Origin of the sequence: Streptomyces sp. NP-1717, assembly GCF_022695985.1 — a bacterium.
Classification (GTDB): Bacteria; Actinomycetota; Actinomycetes; order Streptomycetales; family Streptomycetaceae; genus Streptomyces.
The window spans coordinates 11445-32147 of the sequence record NZ_JAAPBF010000067.1 but is presented as its reverse complement, the minus strand read 5'-3'; the positions used below and the strand labels follow the sequence as shown (position 1 = coordinate 32147).

Sequence of the window (20703 nt, the reverse complement as noted above, 5' to 3'; positions counted from 1 at the left end):
TCGCGGTGGCCGCGGCGCTGGTCGTGTCGAGGTTCGGCGTGGCCGATCCGACGACCTGGCTGCTGGAGACAGTGTGGGTGATGGCGGGTCTGCCGCTGGCGATCCTGCTGCGCCACCGCTTCCCACTGAGCGGTCTGCTGTGCGGTCTGCTGGCGGTGCACGCCCTGGTCCTCATCGTGGGCGGCCACTACACCTACGCGGAGGTGCCCGCAGGGGACTGGGTGCGCGACTGGCTCGGATGGGACCGCAACCCCTACGACCGCTTCGGCCACCTCGTGCAGGGCTTCGTCCCGGCCATCCTGGTACGCGAACTCCTTGTCCGCACCTCCCCGTTGCGCGGCAGCCGCTGGCTCGCCCCGCTCACCGTCTGTGCTTGCCTCGCCTTCAGCGCCGTCTTCGAGATGCTGGAATGGTTCGCGGCGGTCACCGGAGGCGAGGCCGCGGACGCTTTCCTGGGCACGCAGGGAGACGTCTGGGACACCCAGTGGGACATGTTCTGCGCCCTGATCGGCGCCACCTGCGCCCTGCTGCTCCTCAGCCGCGTCCACGACCGCGCCCTCGCCCGTCTGGGCCGGGGCAGGCTGACCGCCACTCCGTGAGGGGAGGGAGGTCGCCGCGACGGCCGAGCCGGAACTCGGCACGATCGGCTCGCCCGCCCACCCGGGTTCACCCCGCTGGGCGGGACGCCGCTCGCTGCGGGTGAGAGCGGCTTCGAGTTCGCCGGACAGGGGCGACGTGTCAACGCCGCCGATCCCGTGGAAGACCAGTACCTTGTCCCGGGCCGCCTTCATAACCTCAGCCGCAGATGCTCACCGAGAGCAGCGACCACGGGCTCCCACTGGGCCCGCCGGTTCGTGAAAGCTTCCGCAGCCGTGAGACTCCGGTCGTTCGTACTGAACAGTGTTCGCAGATCCCGGCCCGTCACGCCGACCCCCGAACGATGATCACCTGCGTTTTATTTCGCAGTAGTTGCCCGGTCCACCATGCCCACAAGTCTGCCCGCGCGCAGAACCCGAGGACCGGATCACGGGAAGGACGACTCGCAGACCACCTCCGGCCGTCGTGGGAGCAGGGCACCGTTCTGCGACCCCGCAGAATCGCCTTTACGCCGAGATGGCACGGCCCCCGTGCCGCTCCCCGCTCCGACAGTGCGATTCGCGGAAACCCGCTCTCCCCGGTGTGGTGGTGATGGCCCCGGGAGCGCCGGGCCTCCTTCATCTCCGCTTCGTACAGATGCGGCCGCCCGTCGGCGAGGTCCTGTCGCACTCGCGCTTCCACCCTTGAGCCTGCTCGACGGTCTCCAGCGCCTCCGAGGGGGTGCCAAGGGCTTCGACCGTCTTGTCGCTCACACCGTCGGGCCGCAGGTGTCCAGGAGCCGGATGATCCTCGTCGTCCCACGGCAGTCGGCGCGGCTTGTGCGGCAGTGGACATGGAGGACACCAAGATCGGGCACAGGACAGGCACGACCCGGCCAGGGCGGTGACCGTCGGCCGGAACCCTTTCGGGAGAGTGAGGCAGACGTTGGCACGCGCGGCGCTTTTCGACGTGGACGGAACTCTGACCGACACGAACTACCTGCACGTCACGAGCTGGTGGCAGGCGTTCCGCGGCGCGGGTCATCAGGTGGCGACGTCCGACATCCACCGGGCGGTCGGGCTCGGATCCGGTGACCTCATCACCCATCTGCTCGGCGACGACCGCGACCCTGATCGGGACGACGAGATCAGTGCCGCGCACAGCACTCTGTACGGCACGTACTTCGGCCGGCTGACGGCCTTCGACTCCGCCGCCGACCTCCTGCGGGAGCTGGCCGGCCGGGGCTGGACGAACATCCTCGCCTCCTCGGCGACCGGACCGGAACTCGACGCGCTGCGCCGCGCGATCGACGCGGACGACGTCATCGCGGGAACGGCGAGTTCGGACGACGTACCGCGCGGCAAGCCGGCGCCCGATCCCGTATCTGCCGCGCTGGACCTCGCCGGGGCGCCTGCGGAGCGCGCGATCTTCGTCGGAGACTCGGTGTGGGACATGCAAGCGGCATCGAGAGCGGGCGTCCGGAGCATCGCGGTCCTTTCCGGCGGCATCCCCCGCGACGCCCTCGAAGCCGCCGGAGCCGACGAGGTGTACGAGAACGTCACCGACCTGCTGGCACGCCTCGACAGCAGCCTCTTCGCACGCCTGGAGTGAGGTCCGGCACCGCCGCGCGCCGGCTGGTCACACCTGTCAGACGTCGGCCCGCTTGGTGGAGCCGTTGAGCCGTAGAGCTGTAGAGCCCCACGTCAGCGAGGAACAGGCGTGGGACTTTCTTCGCCTACTCCCGGAAGCACCACGTCAAAATCCGTGATCTCGCGAGCTGTGTCCGCGAACAGGGCTCGCTCGCCTGATGCCGCAGCGCTGCCCGCCGGCTCGGAGCCTGCCCTACGACGGCGCGCGTGGAGCGTGTGCCGTCCGAGGTGCGGGATCCGGCATGAGACGCGCAGGGGCGGGGCTGGGGGCCGCGGTAATTTCCGCCGTCCGGGCGGGCAGGAGAGTGCGTAACCCGGGGAGGCGGATGTGGTGGGCGATCGGATAGGACTGGCCGAGGTGCTGGCGGCTGCGGAAGCCGCCGCGCCGGTGGCTTCCCTCGATGTCGTGGCGCGCAATCTGCGTGACCGGTTCGGCGCGCGCTACGTGTCGTTCCTGTTCGTCGACATCGTCGGCCGACGGGTGGTGCGAGTCAGCGATGCGGCGTCGGAGCGAGAGGGGCGTGGAACCGATCGGATCACGCACGCCGACTGGATCCCCCTCGCCGGCAGCGTCTACGAAGAGGTCCTGCGCACCCAGAAGACGGTGAGGGCACCGGGGCAGCGGGTACTCGCCCCTGTCACCAACCGCGGCGACAGCATCGGGCTCCTCGAACTGTTCCTGCCCGAGGTCGCGGACGACGTGCTGGAGCAGATCGAGGAAGCCGCGCACGCGCTGGCGTACATCGTCGTCACCGACCGGCGTTACACCGACCTCTACCACTGGGGGCGGAGGACGACCCCGATGAGTCTCGCCGCGGAGATCCAGCATCAGCTCCTGCCGACGGCCCCGTCCTGCGTCGCCGACGAGTTCGCCCTGGCCTGCGCCTTGGTGCCGGCCACCGACAGCGCCGGAGACACCTACGACTACAGCCTCGACCACGACACCCTGCATCTGTCCATCACCGACGCCATGGGGCACGACATCGACGCCTCGCTGATGGCCACCCTCCTGGTCAACGCCTCCCGCAGCGCCCGGCGCGCCCGGGCGGACCTTGCCGAACAGGCCCACCGGATACACCAGGCCCTCCTCGACCACGGCCGCCGGACCTTCGCCACCGGCCAGCTCCTGCGGATCGCCCTGGACGGAACCGGCGCCCAGCTCGTCAACGCCGGCCACGTCTGGCCGCTTCGACTGCGTGACGGCAAGGTCGAGGAGGTGACGTTGTCCGTGAACCTGCCCTTCGGCGTCGTCGGGCCGGGCTCCTACCAGGTGCAGGATTTCGACCTCCGCCCCGGTGATCGCGTCATCCTCTTCACCGACGGCATGCAGGAACGCCGCGCCGACTCCGTGGACCTGCCGGGGCTCATCCGCGACTCCGCCTCCGAGCACCCCCGCGAGGTGGTCCGCGCTCTGGCGGCCGCGGTCACCGACGCCTGCGACGGTCACCTTCAGGACGACGCCACCGTCCTGTGCCTGGACTGGCACGGCCCCCAACCCGGCGCCTACGGTGCGAGCGCTGAAGCCTGGTTGCAGTGAGGAGCCGGAGGCGTGGTTTCGTCGAGGAGCCACGGACGAAGAGCGGGGCGAGTTCGTGGACCCGCGCGACGGATCCATCACACTTGCCGACTCGACCTGTTTCCCGCACTCCACCCGTGAAACGTGTCGCAGGTCCCACCACGTCTCTCACCTGCGGCTTCGCGCACGGGCACAGGGTGGGAACGAGTCTCCCGCGCGCTCACCCGCGGCGTCGCGGAAGGCCCGCGTAGCCGACGTCCCGGGCGGCGGATCCGCCGCGGCGAGCATGCCGATCGCGAGGGTCGCCGCCACAGTGGCGGCGACCCGGGACCGTCAACGATGTCTTCCTGGAGCGGCGGGAGAAGCCGCACCGAGGGCCGTCATCGATTCGCCTCTTCGCGGTGGCGGGTCAGGTGCGTGTCCAGCGTTGGTTGCTGCCGTTCGAGCAGGAGTAGAGCTGGATCAGGGTGCCGTTGGCGGTGCCGCTCGCGACGGTGTCGAGGCAGAGGCCGGACTGGACTCCGACGATGGATCCGTCGGAGTTGAGGCGCCACTTCTGGTTGTCGCCGCCCCAGCAGCTGTAGATCTGGACTTTGGATCCGTTGCCGGTGCCGGCGGCGTCCAGGCACTTGTTGCCGTAGACCCTCAACTCGCCCACATCGGTGTACGCCCACTGCTGGTTGGTGCCGCTGTGGCAGTCCCACACCTGGAGTTGGGTGCCGTCGGTGGTGCTGGTGCCGGGCACGTCCAGACAGCGGCCCGAACCGACGCCCTTGATCTGTCCGGAATCCGCGGGGGGCGTGGTGGAGCCGCCGTTGAGTGCGTTGAGGACGGCGGTGTAGGCGGGCTTCTTGCTGCCGTCACCGTTGAACAGCAGCGGCGTGTGCTCCGGTCGCCAGGAGTCGGTGTCCCGCACGCCCCAGACGGTGATGCCGAGGCAGCGCGGGACGGCCAGGCAGTCGTTGGTCACGTTGGCGTACGTTGAGGCCGGGGCGCCCTGGATGTCGAGTTCGGTGATGGCCACGTCGACACCGAGGGCGGCGAAGTTCTGCAGGGTGGTGCGGAAGTTGCTGTTGTAAGGGCTGCCGCTGTTGAAGTGCGACTGGAAGCCGACGCAGTCGATCGGCACGCCGCGCTGCTTGAAGTCCCGGACCATGGCGTACATGGCCTGGGTCTTGGCCCAGGTCCAGTCCTCGACGTTGTAGTCGTTGTAGCAGAGCTTGGCCGCCGGGTCGGCGGCGCGCGCGGCGCGGAAGGCGACCTCGATCCAGTCGTTGCCGGTGCGTTGCAGGTTGGAGTCCCGCCGGGCTCCCGAATTGCCGTCGGCGAAGGCTTCGTTCACGACGTCCCACTGGGCGATCTTGCCCTTGTAGTGGGCCATCACGCCGTTGATGTGGTCGATCATCGCCTGGCGCAGTGTGCTGCCGCTGAGGCTCTGCATCCAGCCGGGCTGCTGGGAGTGCCAGGCCAGGGTGTGACCGCGCACCTGCTTGCCGTTCTGCACCGCCCAGTTGTAGACGCGATCAGCGGCGGTGAAGTTGAACTGGCCCCGCTGCGGTTCGGTGGCGTCGATCTTCATCTCGTTCTCGGCCGTCACCGAGTTGAACTCACGGCCGGCGATCGTGGTGTACGTCGAGTCGCCCAGCCTGCCCGAGGCGATGGCGGTGCCGAAGTAGCGGCCGCTCTGCGCCGCTGCGGCGCCCAGCGTGCTCTCGGCGGCCTGTGCTCTCGGCGGCGCGACCAGTGTGGCGGCCACTCCGAGGACGCCGACGAGCAGCGCCAGCAGCAGGCTGCGGATCTTCCGGTGGACAGCGGGTCCGGGAAGGGCATACGAGCCCATGACGGTGCCTCCAAGGTAGAAATGACGGAAGGACTGAAGCGCGGGGGATTGCGTCGCAGCTCCCATTCGGTAGATGGACGGACGGGGCGGGCCGGAGCCCGGGTGGCACGGATTCACCGGACGCCGCGGTCATGGAGCGGGACGACCCTTGGCGCAGGCGCGGGGGTACTCCGTCGCGGTTCAGCCGGGGGACCGCCGCGGGCGTCGCGTACCTCTCCACTGCGTGAAGAGCCAGGATGCGCTGGTGCGAACCTCACCGGAACGAAACGGGATGGCGCGGGTGCTTTGGTGTGCGGATCCGTAGTGCGGTCGTGCGTGGATCTGCCGTGCGGCACGGAATGCCCAAGGCCGGTGCGGTTCGAGGTGGCGACCTCCGGCCGGTGTCTCAGACAGGATGATTGAGGCATTGACGATGCATCGTCAATGCTCGCGGCAGAAAAAGTTTCCGTTCTTTGTGCGAAACTTTCGAAGCTTTGAGGCGAGAGCTCGCGAACGCATCGCCCGAACCTCTTTGGCGTTCGGGCCGCGCTGCAACACCTCCCTCAGGCGCCAGGTGTGGAGCGACTCGGACATTGACTGGTGTGACGTGCGATGTTTCACGGATGAGTCCCGCGATTGTTTCGGAGTGGACAACGAAACATGCGAGAAGTGTTGACGCCGTTCACCGGCTCTCTATCATGAAGGGCGCTCGATACTTCGACCCTTGTTCGATATTTCGAACGCGTCGAGTCGCTCCATCGCACAGCAGGGCAATTCCGTGTCGCGCCGCCCGAACGCAGTGCCGCAAGGAGTCGTGGCCGGTCCGGGCAACCTTTGACGAAGCGAACCGGACCCGTCTACCCAAGGTTGAGGAAGTCCCTATGAGCAGAGGAAGATTCAGCCGCAGGCATCCGTCCGCAGTGCTCGCCGCCATGGTCGCGGCCCTGGCCGCGGTGGCGGCGATGCTGGTCGCCACCCCGGCTCAAGCGGCTGCAAGTGGCGCCCTGCGCGGTGTCGGTTCGGGCCGGTGCCTCGATGTGCCGGGCGCCGTCCAGACCGACGGCACGTACCTGCAGATCTACGACTGCTGGAACGGAACCAACCAGCAGTGGACGTTGACGGACGCCAACCAGCTGACCGTGTACGGCAACAAGTGCCTGGATGTTCCGGGCCACGCCACCACAGCCGGTACCCGGGTGCAGATCTGGAGCTGTTCCGGCGGTGCGAACCAGCAGTGGCGGGTCAACTCCGACGGTACGGTCGTCGGCGTGGAGTCCGGGCTGTGCCTGGAGATCGTGGGCGCAGGTACGGCCAACGGCACGGCGGTGCAGCTGTGGACGTGCAACGGCGGCAGCAACCAGAAGTGGACCGGTCTGACCGGGACGCCGCCGACGGACGGTGCGTGTTCCATTCCGTCGACGTACCGCTGGACGTCGACGGGAGTGCTGGCGCAGCCGGCGAACGGGTGGGCCGCGGTGAAGGACTTCACCACCGTGACGCACAACGGCAGGCACCTGGTCTACGCGTCGAACGTGTCGGGATCGTCGTACGGCTCGATGATGTTCAGTCCCTTCACGAACTGGTCGGACATGGCGTCGGCCGGCCAGACCGGGATGAGCCAGGCCGCGGTGGCGCCCACGCTGTTCTACTTCGCGCCGAAGAACATCTGGGTGCTGGCGTACCAGTGGGGTGCGTGGCCCTTCATCTACCGCACGTCGAGCGACCCCACCAACCCCAACGGCTGGTCCACCCCGCAGCCCTTGTTCACCGGGAGCATCTCCGGTTCCGACACCGGCCCGATCGACCAGACCCTGATCGCCGACGGCCAGAACATGTACCTGTTCTTCGCCGGTGACAACGGCAAGATCTACCGGGCGAGCATGCCGATCGGGAACTTCCCGGGCAACTTCGGCTCGTCGTACACGACGATCATGAGCGACACGAAGGCCAACCTCTTCGAGGGCGTACAGGTCTACAAGGTCCAAGGCCAGAACCAGTACCTCATGATCGTCGAGGCGATGGGCGCGAACGGGCGCTACTTCCGCTCCTTCACGGCCTCCAGCCTGAACGGGTCGTGGACCCCGCAGGCCGCCAGTGAGAGCAACCCCTTCGCCGGCAAGGCCAACAGCGGCGCCACCTGGACCAATGACATCAGCCACGGTGACCTGGTCCGCAACAACCCCGACCAGACCATGACCATCGATCCCTGCAACCTGCAGTTCCTTTACCAGGGCAAGGACCCCAACGCGGGCGGCGAATACAACCGACTGCCGTGGCGGCCGGGCGTCCTCACTCTGCAACGCTGATCTTCCCGACGGCCGGCGGGGCAGGCTGGTCGCCCATGGCGACGGCGGCCACGATGCCGGCGACGGGTTCCCGTCCGGCTCACAGACGGCATACCCTCCGGTCCCGGGAGGGTATGCCTCCTCTTTCCGGCCGAGGAGCCCGCGAGACGGTGAGCGAGGTTCTGGCAGAACCTCGCGGAGAAGGGGACGTTCCGCCGGGAGTGGTGCCGGGCGACCAGTCCGGCACGCCCGGTACAAGGCGTGAGCCGGACGAGGGCCGCTGTAGGGCGAGACGGTCTCGGTGCGGGATGTCGTGCACGTCGAGGATGTGCCCGGTGCCGCGCACCAGGCGGAACATCTCGGAGATGTGCACGGTGTCGCCCGGCCGCGCCGTAGGTGAGCAGGCCGGCGAACTTCGGGTGCTCAAGCGGGTGGAGGCGGCTGGAGTGGCTGGCCTCCTCCTCGAAGACGACCGGGTTCTCGATTCCGGCCTCGGCGCTTCAGATGGCACCCGCCATGTGGGCCTGCTCAGATCTGGTTCGTGCCACCGTCGACGTAGATGTTCGCGCCGACGACGTAGCTGCTCTGTTCCGAGGCGAGGAAGGCCACGACCGCGGCGGCCTCCTCCGGCTGACCCATGCGGCCCTTGGCCACGGTCACGGCGACGTTCTCCCTGACGGCCCGGGCCGTCTCCTCGTCGCCGAAAGCGGCAGTGCCGCCGGGAGTCTCGATCCATGCCGGCGAGATCACGTTGACCCGGATGCCGCGGTCCTTGAGCTCGTTGGACCACGTACGCGCGAACGACCGGACGGCCGCCTTTGACGCCGCGTACGCACCGAACGCCTCCACCCCACGGTCGCCGGCCGTCGAACCGACCAGGACGACCGAGGCTCCGTCGTTGAGCAGCGGCAACGCCTTCTTCACGGTGAACAGCGTGCCTCGGACGTTGACATCGAAGGTCTGGTCGAAGTGCTCCTCGGTGGTCTGTTCCAGCGTCACGAACGCGCCGACCGCCGCGTTCGCCACGAGCACGTCCAGACCCCCGCCTCGCGCCCGGACGGCCTCGTAGAGCCGGTCCAGATCCTCCGGCTTCGAGATGTCGCCGACGACCGCGGTGGCCCGGTCTGCTCCGACGGTCTTGACGGCCGCCTCCAGTTCGGACTGGCGTCGGCCGGTGACGAACACGTACGCGCCCTCGTCCGCGAGCCGTACGGCGGTGGCCAGACCGATACCGGTGCTGCCCCCGGTGACCACCGACGTCTTGCCTTCCAGCTGTCCCATGTGGGTGTCTCCGTCACTCTCTCGATCCCGATCCGTTCGATATCGATCCTGCGGGAGATCGTGGATACTATCCATGATGCGGAGTCCGCATTTCTTTACGTATCGTCCAGGAGGTGCCGTCGGTGCTCGGCTTTGGGGATCCAGTGGCTGACGCGATCGGCCTGCTCCGGCCCCGCACGGTGATCGGGCCCAGTCTCCTGGCCGCGGGGGAGTGGGCCCTGCGCTTCGAGCCGTTCCCGCACGTGCGGATCGGGGGCGTCGTGCGCGGCACCTGCTGGTTGATCCTCGAAGGGCATGAGCCGGTGGTCCTGCGGGAGGGTGACACCTTCATGCTGGGCAACCCGCCTCCTTACGTGCTGGCCGGCACGCCCGACGCGAGCCCGCGCCCTGCGGAGCCGGTGTTGGCGGGTGCCGAAGACGGGTTCGTGCGGATCGGCCCGGAGTCCGAGGAAAACCTCTACCTCTGCGTCGGGCACATCGCCTTCGACGACAGGAACGCGGCTCTGCTGACCGATCTTCTGCCGCCGCTCGTGGTGGTCCGCGTGGCCGATCCTCATGGCGGGCGGCTCGCGCAGCTGATCGACCTCCTGGCCACCGAGGTCGGGGTCGCCGCCGCCGGCGGTCCGCTGGTGCAGAACCATCTCGCACAGATCCTGCTCGTGCACATGCTGCGCGTCCACGCCGGTCAGGCAGACCGGCCCACCGGCTGGCTGGGCGCCCTGAACGAGGACGGCATCGGTGCCGCCCTACGTGCTGTGCACGCGGACGTGGCCCACTCCTGGAGCCTCCAGGAGCTTGCCGAGATCAGCCACATGTCGCGTTCCGCGTTCGCCAAGGCTTTCAAGAGCCACGTTGGCGTCCCGCCGTTGGAGTACCTGATCCAATGGCGCATGGGCCTCGCGCGCGACGCCCTCGCCCGCGACACCCTGTCGATCTCCGAGCTCGCACGGGCCACGGGCTACCTGTCCGAGAGCGCGTTCAGCACCACGTTCCGCCGCGTGGTCGGCTCATCGCCCGCACAGTTCCGGAACCAGGCACGGCAGCCACCGCCCGCCGACGCCACTGCCGGCGACGCGGACACGCGTCATAACCGCGACAGTTGTACCAGCGGTGCCGCGGTGGGTGTCGCCAAGGCGTAACCGGCGGGATCCCGAGCACCTGCCCGACCGTCATGGGCGATGCCGTGCGGTAAGCGGGCCGGTCCCGCCCGCGGTTGGAATAAGTTGATGGATCAACTGACTTGCACTAACGTGCGGCGAGAGCCACGCGGGGGACTTGGGGGGACATGACCGCGGGATGGATCGCCCGGCACCCCGACTACCAGGACCTGCTGTACCAGTCCCGTAGCAGAGTCAGCCACTGAACAGCCGGACCGGGCACGGCGATCGCCCTCATCGAGGCGGGCGGCTGCGGGTGCCTGGGCTGATCCGCCGGGCCTCGGCGCCCGGATCGACCAGGAAGAGGGAAGTAAATGGGGTACATCACCGTAGGGGCCGAGAACAGCACGCCGGTCGAGCTCTACTACGAGGATCAGGGCGAGGGTCAGCCCGTCGTCCTGATTCACGGATATCCGCTGAACGGTCACAGCTGGGAGCGCCAGACGCGAAGTCTCCTGGCCGCCGGATACCGCGTCATCACCTACGACCGCCGGGGATTCGGTAAGTCGTCGAAGGTGAACTCCGGTTACGACTACGACACCTTCGCCGCGGATCTGAACACCGTGCTGGAGACGCTCGACCTTCGCGACGTCGTCCTGGTGGGCTTCTCGATGGGGACGGGTGAACTCGCCCGTTACGTATCGCGGTTCGGCCATGAAAGGGTCGCCAAGTTGGCGTTCCTGGCCTCGCTGGAGCCTTTCCTCGTCGCCCGGGACGACAATCCCGAGGGTGTGCCGCAGGAGGTCTTCGACGGAATCGAGGCGGCGGCGAGAGGCGATCGGTACGCCTGGTACACGCGGTTCTTCTCGGACTTCTACGATCTGGAGGAGAACCTCGGCAGTCGGATCAGCCAGGAAGCCGTCACCGCGAGCTGGAACGTGGCTATATCGAGTGCCCCCGTGGCGGCCCACGCGGTCGTCTCCGCCTGGATCGAAGACTTCCGCACCGACGTCGAAGCGGTCCGCGACAGCGGCAAACCGGCTCTGATCCTGCACGGCACGGCCGACAAGATCCTGCCCATCGACGCCACCGCCCGCCGATTCAGGCGGGACTTGCCCAAGGCGCAGTACGTGGAGATCGAGGGCGCCCCGCACGGGTTGCTCTGGACGCACGCGGACGAGGTCAATTCAGCCCTCCGCTCCTTCCTCGGCTAGGGGGTGTCTTGTCGATCAGGCCGGATCAGGGAGCGGGGTCTGGTGCGTGCGATCGCAAGGCGGAGGAGGGAGGCATGGCGGAGCCATGCCGACCGACGACAACGCGGCGAACGTGCGTGCCAGGGACCGCGAGCCCGGCAAGATCGGCAAGACACCCCCTAGGGCCTGTCCGGCGGATCTTCGGGGATCAGCCCGGGGCGTCTGGTGCGGTGCGTCGCAAGGCGGAGGATCGTGCTCGTACTGGACGTACTTGGACGAGTCCGACAACGCGGCGAGGTGCCGTAGCTGTCGTCGCGCGCCCGCCGGGGATTACGGCACAGCCCTCAGGGAGCGACGAGAACAGACAGCCTTCATACGAGAATGACCACCCCGCCTCCGACGAGAGCGGGGGCAGCCGGGCGACGCGCACACCGAAGCCTCCTGCCGCGACGCCTCTCCCGCCAGTGACAGAGGGACCTGCCTCATGAAAACTCCTGTGCCCGACTACCTGGACGAAGTGCTCGACAGCCTGCGTGACGACACCAGTGGCGCCAACGCCGACTACATCCCCGAGCTCGCCGAAGCCGATCCGGAACCCTTCGGTATGGCGCTGACCACGACCCTCGGTCGCACCTACGCCGCCGGCGACGCCGACACGGAGTTCTCCATCCAGTCGATCTCCAAGCCGTTCGCCTATGCGGCGGCCATCATCGATCGCGGCCTCGACCGAGTCCTGGACGCCGTCGGGGTCGAGCCGTCCGGCGAGGCGTTCAACGAGCTCTCCCTCGAAGGGGAGACCCACCGGCCCAAGAACCCGATGATCAACGCCGGAGCGATCACCACGCATTCGCTCCTGGTCGGCGCGGAGGCCGGCCAGGGCGACCGCGTCGACCGCGCCGTGACGTTCTTCTCCCGCCTCGCGGGACGGGAGCTGCGGGTCGACGAGCGTGTGTGCGCCTCGGAACTCGCCTCCGCGCACCGTAACCTCGCCCTCGCCTACATGCTGCGCACCTACGGCGTTCTCGACGGGGACGTGCCCGCCGTCGTCGAGGGATATACCCGCCAGTGCTCGATCCTGGTCAGCGTCCGGGACCTCTCCGTGATGGCCGCGACCCTCGCCACCGGAGGGATCCAGCCCGTCACCGGCGAACGGATCATGGACCCCGCCGTCGCCCGGCACGTCATGGCCGTGATGGCCGCGGCCGGGATGTACGACGCGGCGGGCGACTGGCTCACCCGCGTGGGCATCCCCGCCAAGAGCGGCGTCGCCGGTGGCATCGTCGGCGTCCTGCCCGACCGGGTGGGCATCGGAACCTTCTCCCCGCGCCTGGACTCCCACGGCAACAGCCAGCGAGGACGTCGCGCCTTCGAACGGCTCTCCCGGGACATGGGGATGCACCTGTTCGCCTCCGACCAGGGCAGGCTCGACGCCGTCGACGTGAGCGAGTCACGGGACACGGTCACCTTCGCCCTGCGGGGCAACGTCCAACTCACCGCCGCTTCGGAGCTTTTGGACCTGATGGCCGGCTCGGACGGCCCGGCCGACGTGGTTCTGGACGTCACCAGGGTGCATTCCTTCTCCGATCTCGGCCGTCGCATGTCGCTCGAAGGACTGCGCCGACTGCGGCTGGACGGACGCAAGGTCGCCGTCCGGGACCCCTCGGGAGTGCTGCCGAACCCCGATCTGGGAGACGGCAGCTACCCGGACGCTGTCTGACCGGCCCCACCCCCAGCCAGGACGTGGCGCGGTCGGCGACCCGGCATGCGACGGCGGCGCGCCCAGGCATCGGTCACCCGATCATTCGGCAGGCCGCCCGTCACTCAACGGGCCCCGAAAGGCGACTGACGCGCCGAAGGAACACACGCGAATGACGCGCTCTCAATCCTCTTTCTTGACGCTCCACTCGAACCACTCCGGAGGAGGCAACCCATGACCGACTACGGCCACGAACTGTGGTTCGGCAGCTTCGTCACCCCCGCCGCCCGCCCGCCTCAGGCGCCGGTGGAGCTGGCCCTGACATCCGAGCGGGCCGGACTCGACCTCGTCAGCTTCCAGGACCACCCCTACCAGTCGGCGTTCCAGGACACCTGGACCCTGATGTCGTACGTCGCGGCACGTACCGAACGGATCCGCATCAGCGGCAATGTACTGAGTCTTCCGCTGCGTCCCCCGGCCGTACTGGCCCGCGCCGCCGCGAGCCTGGACCGGCTCACCGGCGGGCGGGTCGAACTGGGCATCGGCGCGGGTGCGTTCTGGGACGGCATCGTCGCGATGGGAGGCCGCCGGCTGGAGCCGGCCCAAGCCGTGCGGGCGGTGGAGGAGGCAGTGGCCGTGATCCGGGGACTGTGGGCCACCGACGAGTCCGGCCCCCTCCGGATCGAGGGGGAGTTCTACAGCGTGAGCGGCGCGAAGCGGGGGCCCGCGCCCGCCCATCCAATTCCGATCCGCATCGGTGCCTACAAGCCGCGCATGCTCCGGCTGACCGGCCGGATCGCCGACGGCTGGCTGCCCTCGCTCGGATTCCTGCCCGACGGCCCCGCATCGCTCGACGCGATGAACGAGCAGATCGACGAGGCCGCCGCCGGCGCCGGTCGTGAGCCCGCTGCGGTCAGCCGCTTGCTCAATCTGAGCGGCCGGTTCACGACCGGCGCCGGCGGCGGGCTGTTGGAGGGGACTCCCGGCGACTGGGCCGAACAGATCGCCGACCTCGCCCTGCGGTTCGGCGTTTCCGGGTTCATCCTCGCCTCGGACGAGCCCGCCGACCTGAACCTGTTCGGTCACGAGGTCGCGCCGCGCGCCCGCGAACTGGTCCGGTCCGAACGCGCCGCATGACGCGGTTCGCCTCGTGCCGCGTCGCCACACCGGCCAGGGTGAACCGCGGGTGTGCTGCCAGAGCGGGGATGTGCGATGCCCCCGCCCAGCTCGCCTTGGTGTCCGCTGCCGGTAACCCTCGGGCTACCGGCAGCGGGGGAGGTCGGTCCGCACCTCCACCCGGCGGCCGCTACTTGCTCGGTTCCCGCCCGCAAGCCAGGTCTCGCTCCGGGCGCTGCCCGTCGGTCAGGAATCTCGTCACCGCGTCGTTCGCGCACGAGTTGTGGCCGGCGAGGTAGACACCGTGGCCCCCCTCGTCGACCGTCACCATCGTGGCCCGTTGCCCGAGCGCCTGCCGTAGCTTCCGAGCGCCGGCCAGCGGTGTCCCCGGGTCCCGCTCGTTCTGTACGACGAGCACGTTCGACGGACCCCGGTCACCGATGCGCACCGGCGGTTCGACCCGCTTGTCCGGCCAGTACGCGCACGGTCCGATGCTCCCTGTGGACCCACCCAGCATCGGGTGGCGCAGCCGGTCGACCGCGGCATTGCGCTGGTAATCCCGGACAGTCTCCGGCCAGCGTGTGTCGCCGCAGATCACGTGCAAGCGGGCGGACATGGAGTTGTCGTAGTCCCCCGCCGGCGGGGGATCCGGCAACGGCCGCCCGCTGTCGAGCGCCTTCCAGTCCTCGGCCAGCTGAGGGAGGAGCGCATCGCTGTAGAGGCGCTCGAATGTCAGCCCGCGGAAATACGTCCCGTCGACGCCGTGGACCGGCTTCGCCTCCAGCCGCTTCGCCAGATCGAAGAACTTCGCGGTCACCTGCTCCGGTGTGGTGCCCAGACCGTACTCGGGGTGCGCGGCGGCGAAGGCCGCGAAGTCCGGGAAGCGGTCCTCCAGTCCACGGGCGAACGACCGCATGGCGGTGACGTCGTAACCGCCGGGGCCCAGGTTGCTGTCGAGCACGACGCGGTCGCTGCGCTCGGGGAACTTCGTCGTGTACACCGCTCCGAGGTAGGTGCCGTAGGAGGCGCCGAGGTACGAGATCTTCGGCTCGCCCAGCGCCGCCCGGATCCGGTCCATGTCGCGTGCGGTGTTCGCGGTGGTGGTGTGCGGCAGCATCCACGCTGTCCGCGAGGTGGCGCACTGCCCGGCGACGGTCCGTGCGTTCCCCGCCTCCCGTGCGACATCGGCCGCGGTGTGCGCGTACGGCGGGAAGTTGCGGCGTGCCTGCTGTTCAGGGGTCAGATCGCACGTCACCGGCGTGCTGCGGCCGGTGCCACGTGGGTCGAGGCCGATCAGGTCGTAGGAGTCCAGCACCTCCTGCGGCAGCCCGACGGCGGCGAGAAGGGCCGGGTAGAGGAGCCCTCCGGCGCCGGGGCCGCCCGGATTGGTCAGCAGCACGCCGCGGCGCTGCGACGGCTTCTCGCTCGCCAGCCGGGAGATCGCGACATCGATCTGCCGGCCGTCCGGATGCCGGTAGTCCAGGGGGACTTCGAGCGTCGAGCACTCCAGACGGGGTGCGGCGACATCCTCCGGGCACGGCCCCCACCGCACGGTGTCCGGTGCCCGGAAGGCGTCGGGCGCCGCCGCCCGCGCTCCGGGTATCGCGGTCGCCGCCACCGCGGTGGCGGCGAGGGCGAGAGCCAGTGTTCTGCGCATCTGCTGTCCTCCTGAGGGGGTACACGGGGGCGGAACGCCCGCCGCCAACTGCGTGCCGTGGTCGTCAGGCCGGTTCCCGGCTGCGGATGGCGCCGGAACCACCGGCGCGCTCGGTGTCCTGTGCGCGGCGGGTGTGAGCCCAGCCACCGGCCACCGCGGCGACGAGCGCGACCAGTCCAAGGAGGATCATCCGGCCGGTACGGCCGCCGGGGACCCGGTCGAAGATGCCCCACACCAGTTCCGAATCCGGGTCGAGCAGACCGAGGATCACCGTTTGGGCGGCCAGGGTCATGGTCACCATCCCCAACGCCTCAAGAGCTGTGAGGCCCGCCTCGCGCATCGCGTTTCTCCGGCCCGTGTCCGGCTGTCTCGGCACGTGAGCGAGTCTGTCCGTGCGGCGCGGTCGGTACATCGGACCTGCGGCCCGAAACGGCGTCGACCCCGGGCGAGGCGGTGGTACGACCCTGGTGCGAGGTGGTGGTACGACCCTGGTCCAGTGCGTATCCTCCGCAGGTCCGACTCACGGCCGAACGGGTTCGCGACAATGGCCGGGTGAACAACAAGGACACGCCGGGGCTCGGATGGTGGCAGCAGACCTGGCGGCTCACGGCTGCTACGGCGGCGGGCGTACTGGCCTGGGTCTCCACCGGTGTGGTGCTGCACGGGCTGGGGGAGGAAACGGACTCCTGGTTTCTCACCGGAGATCCGCTGGTGGCTCTCGGCTGCCTGACGGCACTTGTATGGCGGCGGCGGTTCCCGCTCGCCGTCGCCATGACGATCGCGATCGTCTCGACCGCGTCGGTACTGGCGACCGGCGCCGCGCTGGTGGCGCTGTGTTCGATCTCCACGCGTCGTCGTCCGCTGGAGATCGGCGTCGTCACGCTGGCCTACGTGACCGCGTCACAGCTCGCACTCGGGTTCTACCCGATCCAGAGTTCACCTGGCTCGTCGTGGGTGCAGCTGGCGCTGTCGGCGCTGACCGCGGGCATCGCGGTGGCCGTGGGCACGGCCATCGGTGCGCGGCGTGCCGAAGTGCTGTACTTGCGAGAGCGGGCGGAGCTCGCGGAACGGGAACAGAACGCACGAGCGGAGCAGGCACAGGCACTGGAACGCAACCGGATCGCCCGCGAGATGCACGACGTACTGGCGCACCGGATCTCCCTGGTCGCCGTACAGGCCGGAGTGCTTGACCATCGCGGCGATCTCAGCGCCGAGGAGAGCCGTGTGCTGGTCCGCGGCGTCGCCGAGGGTTCCCGCCAGGCCCTTGAAGAACTACGGGATGTCCTCGGGGTGCTCAGGGCCGACCCGGGCCACGCGGAAGCACCGCAACCCTCGCTTGAGCGAATCCCCGCCCTGGTGGCCGAGGCCCGCACCTCCGGAATGGACATCACGCTCACCACCACCGTGACAGGAACACCCTCGGATGTCGTTGGACGAACCTGTTACCGGGTCGTACAGGAAGGACTGACCAACGCCGCCAAACATGCTCCAGGCGCGCACATCCGGATCACTGTCGAAGGAACAGCGGGCGGCGAACTCCATGTCAGTGTCCACAACTCCTCAGCCGGCGCGTGGATCACGCCACCACCAGCGTCTGGATTCGGTCTGCTCGGCCTGACCGAACGGGTCGACCTCGCCGGCGGAAAGCTCAGCCATCACCCCACACCTGACAACGGGTACCTACTCACCGCACAGCTGCCCTGGCCGCGCCCCGCCCACGAAAAGAGCGTATGAGTGGACACCGAGCGGGAGTTGGTACGTGTCGTCATCGTCGACGACGAACAGTTGATGCGCATGGCGCTGCGACTGTGCATCGACGGCGAACCCGACCTGAGCGTCGTCGGCGAGGCCGCCGACGGGGACGCCGCGATCACGATGGTGGATGAGCAACGGCCGGACGTCGTGTTGATGGACGTAAGGATGCCCGGCCGTGACGGTCTCAGCGCGACCCGGGAAATTCTCGCCCGATCAGTGCCACCCGGGGTGCTCATGCTGACCACATTCGACTCCGACGATCTACTGCTCGGCGCACTGCGCGCCGGAGCGCTCGGGTTTGTCCTCAAAGACACCCACCCGTCGCAGATCCTCGACGCGATACGGAGCGTCGCGAACGGCGAACCCGTGTTGTCGCCGGCGGCCACGGCACGAGTGATCGCCGCGGCCACCGGTCCGCGGTCCCCTCACACGCGTCACACGTCGCGGGAAGCCGCCCGGAATCGGCTCTCCGCACTGACCGTACGAGAACTCGAAACCGCTCGGGCCATCGCGGACGGACTGGACAACCCGGAGATCGCCGACAGGCTGCGCATCAGCGTCGCGACCGTCAAAGCACACACCGGCAAGCTGTTCGCCAAGCTGGCGCTCCGGAACCGCGTACAGATCGCGCTCCTGGTTCGCGACGCGGGGGATGACTCCGCAACGAGGTGAACACTGGCGACGGCGACCAGTTCGTCCGGGACCTCCTGGACCCGGTGCTGGAGGGGCATCACAGTTCCCCGCGCAGCACGGCGTGGCCGGTGTCCGCGTCGAAGGGCACCGACGCGTGCTCGTGCACGATCGTCCAGGTGCCGCCCTGCCGGCGGAGGCAGCTCGTCGCGCGCACCCACATGCCCACCTCGGTGCCGTCCCGCATCGTGCCGCTGATCCGGACGAGGAAGTGGCAGAAGGCGATATCGGCTCCGGCGGTGATTTCCAGGTCGCGGATCTCGTGCCCGATCCCCGTGCTGTACGACGCGATCCACCTCTCCAGTCGGCCGGTCGGGTCCTCGCCGCGGCGGACGAACGGGCCGACCACGTCGTACGGCACGAGGTCGTCGTCGTAGCCGGCGGCTGCGCCGGCGGCGTCCCGGCGCCCGAACGCCCGGGTGCGGGCCTCCAGCAGCTCGCGGATCTGCCGGTCGCTGTCCGCCGTCATCGCCGGGCCACCTGTCGGCCGAGGGCGTCCAGCCAGTCGCCGGTGCCCTGCTCGCGCCACTCGGGCTGTTCCTGATCGTCCAGGAAGGTGCCCTGCTCGGTGAGTACCAGGCGGGTCCCGTCGCCGTCCCGGGCGAACCGCACCGTGGTCAGCGACACGGTCGACAGGACCTCTCCGGTGAACAGGGCCGTCGTGTAGACGATGCGCTCGTCGGAGACGATGTCGTGGTACTCGCTCCTCGCGACGAGGCCGGTCCCGTCGCCGCCGTGCACGGCTTCTGTGCCGCCGACCCGGAAGTCCAGCGAGTAGCGCTCGTCCCCGGCCGCGAACCACTTCGCCTTCGTGTCGCGGTCGGACCATGCCGCGAAGACCGCGGCGGGAGAAGCGGCGTAGATCCGCTCCAGCGTGAACGTGCTGTGTTTCACCGAGTGATCATTCATGATTCCTACTCCTTCGACTGATCGTCGAGGACCGTGCCGAGACGGTCCAGGCGGTGCTCCCACGCCGTGCGCTGCCGTCGCAACCACGCCTCGGCGCTGCGAAGACCGGCCGTGTCGATCTGACAGGTGCGAACCCGCCCGACCTTCTCGGACCGCACCAACTCGCTGTCCTCCAGCACCCGTATGTGCTGAACGACCGCGGCGACTGTCACCCCCAGCAGGGCCGCCAACTCGCTCACGGTGGCCGGCCCATGTGTCAGCCGCTCGATCACCGCCCGCCGGTTCCCGTCCGCGAGCGCATGGAACACCCGGTCGGGACCGCCCCCCTCACACTTAAGCATGCACTTAACTTTAACCACCGGTCCTGCAAAGTCAAGTGGAGACTTAAGTTTCTGGCCCCGTGGCGGGCACCGACCAGCGGTGAGGGGCTCGGCACTCGTTACCGTCTGCTGGTGGCCCGACGGCCCGGCGTCACTTCAGGTGTCGGGTGAAGAACCGGGCTGCGGCGTCCCCCGCGAACTGCGGGACGCCCGTGTGCCCGCCCATGTTGGCGTGCAGTGTCTTCTCCTTGGAGCCGAAGGCGTCGAACAGGTCCAGGGCGGCCTGTCGGTCGTTCCCTTCGTCGTCCCACTGGAGCAGGACGTGCAGCGGAACGGTGACCTGCCGGGCCTCCTCGAACACGGCGCGAGGGACGAAACTCCCGGCGAACAGAACGGCGGCCGAGATGCGCGGCTCGACCACCGCCAGCCGGGTCCCGATGGAGATCACGCCTCCCGAGTACCCGACCGGGCCGCCGATCTCGGGCAGCGAGAGGAGGGCGTCCAGGGCGGCCTGCCATTCCGGGACCGCCTTGTCGACCAGCGGAAGGATGAGCGCGTCGATGATCTCGTCGGTGACCGGCTCACCGGCCTCCGTCGCCCGGCGCAGATCGGCGCGGGCCTGCTCGGCGGCGGGCCAGCGGGGCCGGTCGCCGCTTCCGGGGAGCTCGATGGTGGCTGTGGCGAAGCCCTCCGCCGCGGAGTGCCGGGCCCGGGCCATCAGTCCGGGGTACATCCTGCGCAGCCCCAGGGGAGGGTGGCCGAGCAGGATCAGCGGCGCCGGTGCGGATGCGGGTGTCCACAGGATGCCGGGGATCTCACCGAGGGTGAATTCGCGCTCGAAGACGCCGTCGTCGAGACGCTGATCAGAAGTGAAGTGCATGGTCGTGCCTTTCGGGAGTGCCATTGAACGGCGCTCCCGGACGACCTATCGCCCGACCGTGACCCCGGAGGAGAGCACCCATGTCGATACGTTCACGGGTACCACCTCCTCGCTCTCTCGCACGGCCTCCGGAAACGTAGCAGTGGCCGCCACGGTTCCGCCAACAAGTTTTCGCGTGGGCACCGTGGCCGGACACCACGGCGTCGGAGTCACGCCTGCCACTCCTGCGGAAGCTCCGCTGCGGCACCGACCACATCACCGCCG

General features: G+C 69.0%; 18 protein-coding genes and 2 pseudogenes. 11 read left to right on the top strand and 9 right to left on the bottom strand.

The genetic code is table 11. The annotated features are described in order from the left end of the window. The coding region (locus tag GXP76_RS16455) for a DUF2238 domain-containing protein (protein WP_242572270.1) at nucleotides 1-599 on the top strand (599 nt) is incomplete at its 5' end. A 577-nt stretch (nucleotides 600-1176) separates the two neighbouring features. Here GXP76_RS16455 and GXP76_RS16450 read toward each other — a convergent pair. Beyond that, nucleotides 1177-1403, bottom strand: a pseudogene (locus GXP76_RS16450) (hypothetical protein); the annotation flags it as partial. Nucleotides 1404-1521: 118 nt separating this feature from the next. On the opposite strand from GXP76_RS16450, the gene GXP76_RS16445 reads away from it, so the two are divergent. Further along, the gene (locus GXP76_RS16445; protein WP_242572269.1) at nucleotides 1522-2187 is read left to right on the top strand and encodes an HAD family hydrolase; all 666 of its coding nucleotides are present in this window, start codon (nucleotides 1522-1524) and stop codon (nucleotides 2185-2187) included. Nucleotides 2188-2553: 366 nt separating this feature from the next. Beyond that, complete coding sequence (locus tag GXP76_RS16440; RefSeq protein ID WP_242572268.1) at nucleotides 2554-3762, top strand: PP2C family protein-serine/threonine phosphatase; 1209 nt, start codon at nucleotides 2554-2556, stop codon at nucleotides 3760-3762. A 388-nt stretch (nucleotides 3763-4150) separates the two neighbouring features. On the opposite strand, the gene GXP76_RS16435 is transcribed toward GXP76_RS16440, so the two are convergent. After that, a complete protein-coding gene (locus tag GXP76_RS16435; RefSeq protein ID WP_242572267.1) occupies nucleotides 4151-5581 on the bottom strand; it encodes an endo-1,4-beta-xylanase in 1431 nt (476 codons plus the stop codon). 860 nt (nucleotides 5582-6441) lie between these two features. Between GXP76_RS16435 and GXP76_RS16430 the strand changes: the two genes are divergently transcribed. Then, on the top strand, nucleotides 6442-7866 hold the full coding sequence (locus tag GXP76_RS16430) for a non-reducing end alpha-L-arabinofuranosidase family hydrolase (RefSeq protein ID WP_242572266.1): 1425 nt from the start codon (nucleotides 6442-6444) through the stop codon (nucleotides 7864-7866). Nucleotides 7867-8373: 507 nt separating this feature from the next. Here the strand turns inward: GXP76_RS16430 and GXP76_RS16425 are convergent. Beyond that, nucleotides 8374-9126: an SDR family NAD(P)-dependent oxidoreductase gene (locus tag GXP76_RS16425; protein WP_242572265.1), complete on the bottom strand. Its 753-nt coding sequence runs from the start codon at nucleotides 9124-9126 to the stop codon at nucleotides 8374-8376. Between the two features lie 113 nt (nucleotides 9127-9239). On the opposite strand from GXP76_RS16425, the gene GXP76_RS35875 reads away from it, so the two are divergent. From GXP76_RS35875 to GXP76_RS16400, 5 genes and pseudogenes are all read left to right on the top strand, one after another. After that, on the top strand, nucleotides 9240-10265 hold the full coding sequence (locus GXP76_RS35875) for an AraC family transcriptional regulator (protein WP_242572264.1): 1026 nt from the start codon (nucleotides 9240-9242) through the stop codon (nucleotides 10263-10265). Between the two features lie 152 nt (nucleotides 10266-10417). Next, nucleotides 10418-10489, top strand: a pseudogene (locus tag GXP76_RS16415) (GNAT family N-acetyltransferase); the annotation flags it as partial. 108 nt (nucleotides 10490-10597) lie between these two features. Further along, nucleotides 10598-11437, top strand: a complete 840-nt coding sequence (locus tag GXP76_RS16410; protein ID WP_242572263.1) for an alpha/beta fold hydrolase — start codon at nucleotides 10598-10600, stop codon at nucleotides 11435-11437. A gap of 463 nt (nucleotides 11438-11900) precedes the next feature. Beyond that, nucleotides 11901-13133 carry a glutaminase gene (locus GXP76_RS16405; RefSeq protein ID WP_242572262.1) on the top strand — a complete coding sequence of 411 codons (1233 nt, stop codon included), beginning with the start codon at nucleotides 11901-11903 and terminating at the stop codon, nucleotides 13131-13133. 213 nt (nucleotides 13134-13346) lie between these two features. Then, on the top strand, nucleotides 13347-14249 hold the full coding sequence (locus GXP76_RS16400; protein WP_242572261.1) for an LLM class flavin-dependent oxidoreductase: 903 nt from the start codon (nucleotides 13347-13349) through the stop codon (nucleotides 14247-14249). Nucleotides 14250-14418: 169 nt separating this feature from the next. On the opposite strand, the gene GXP76_RS16395 is transcribed toward GXP76_RS16400, so the two are convergent. Together GXP76_RS16395 and GXP76_RS16390 are read right to left on the bottom strand one after the other, a co-directional pair. Then, the gene (locus GXP76_RS16395; RefSeq protein ID WP_242572260.1) at nucleotides 14419-15885 is read right to left on the bottom strand and encodes an alpha/beta hydrolase; all 1467 of its coding nucleotides are present in this window, start codon (nucleotides 15883-15885) and stop codon (nucleotides 14419-14421) included. A gap of 64 nt (nucleotides 15886-15949) precedes the next feature. Continuing rightward, nucleotides 15950-16261: a hypothetical protein gene (locus GXP76_RS16390; RefSeq protein WP_242572259.1), complete on the bottom strand. Its 312-nt coding sequence runs from the start codon at nucleotides 16259-16261 to the stop codon at nucleotides 15950-15952. 176 nt (nucleotides 16262-16437) lie between these two features. Between GXP76_RS16390 and GXP76_RS16385 the strand changes: the two genes are divergently transcribed. Together GXP76_RS16385 and GXP76_RS16380 are read left to right on the top strand one after the other, a co-directional pair. Then, complete coding sequence (locus tag GXP76_RS16385) at nucleotides 16438-17619, top strand: sensor histidine kinase (RefSeq protein WP_242572258.1); 1182 nt, start codon at nucleotides 16438-16440, stop codon at nucleotides 17617-17619. Further along, a complete protein-coding gene (locus GXP76_RS16380; RefSeq protein ID WP_242572257.1) occupies nucleotides 17620-18312 on the top strand; it encodes a response regulator transcription factor in 693 nt (230 codons plus the stop codon). It abuts the gene before it with no gap. Nucleotides 18313-18370: 58 nt separating this feature from the next. On the opposite strand, the gene GXP76_RS16375 is transcribed toward GXP76_RS16380, so the two are convergent. From GXP76_RS16375 to GXP76_RS16360, 4 genes are all read right to left on the bottom strand, one after another. Continuing rightward, complete coding sequence (locus GXP76_RS16375) at nucleotides 18371-18799, bottom strand: nuclear transport factor 2 family protein (RefSeq protein ID WP_242572256.1); 429 nt, start codon at nucleotides 18797-18799, stop codon at nucleotides 18371-18373. Next, nucleotides 18796-19239, bottom strand: coding sequence for an SRPBCC domain-containing protein (locus tag GXP76_RS16370; RefSeq protein ID WP_242572255.1), 444 nt, complete (start codon nucleotides 19237-19239; stop codon nucleotides 18796-18798). Before GXP76_RS16370 ends, GXP76_RS16375 begins: the two co-directional genes overlap by 4 nt. A gap of 5 nt (nucleotides 19240-19244) precedes the next feature. Then, entirely contained in the window at nucleotides 19245-19580 is a 336-nt protein-coding gene (locus tag GXP76_RS16365; protein WP_242572254.1) for a helix-turn-helix transcriptional regulator, read from the bottom strand. 130 nt (nucleotides 19581-19710) lie between these two features. Next, on the bottom strand, nucleotides 19711-20439 hold the full coding sequence (locus GXP76_RS16360) for a dienelactone hydrolase family protein (RefSeq protein ID WP_242572271.1): 729 nt from the start codon (nucleotides 20437-20439) through the stop codon (nucleotides 19711-19713). Between the last annotated feature and the right edge of the window lie 264 nt (nucleotides 20440-20703).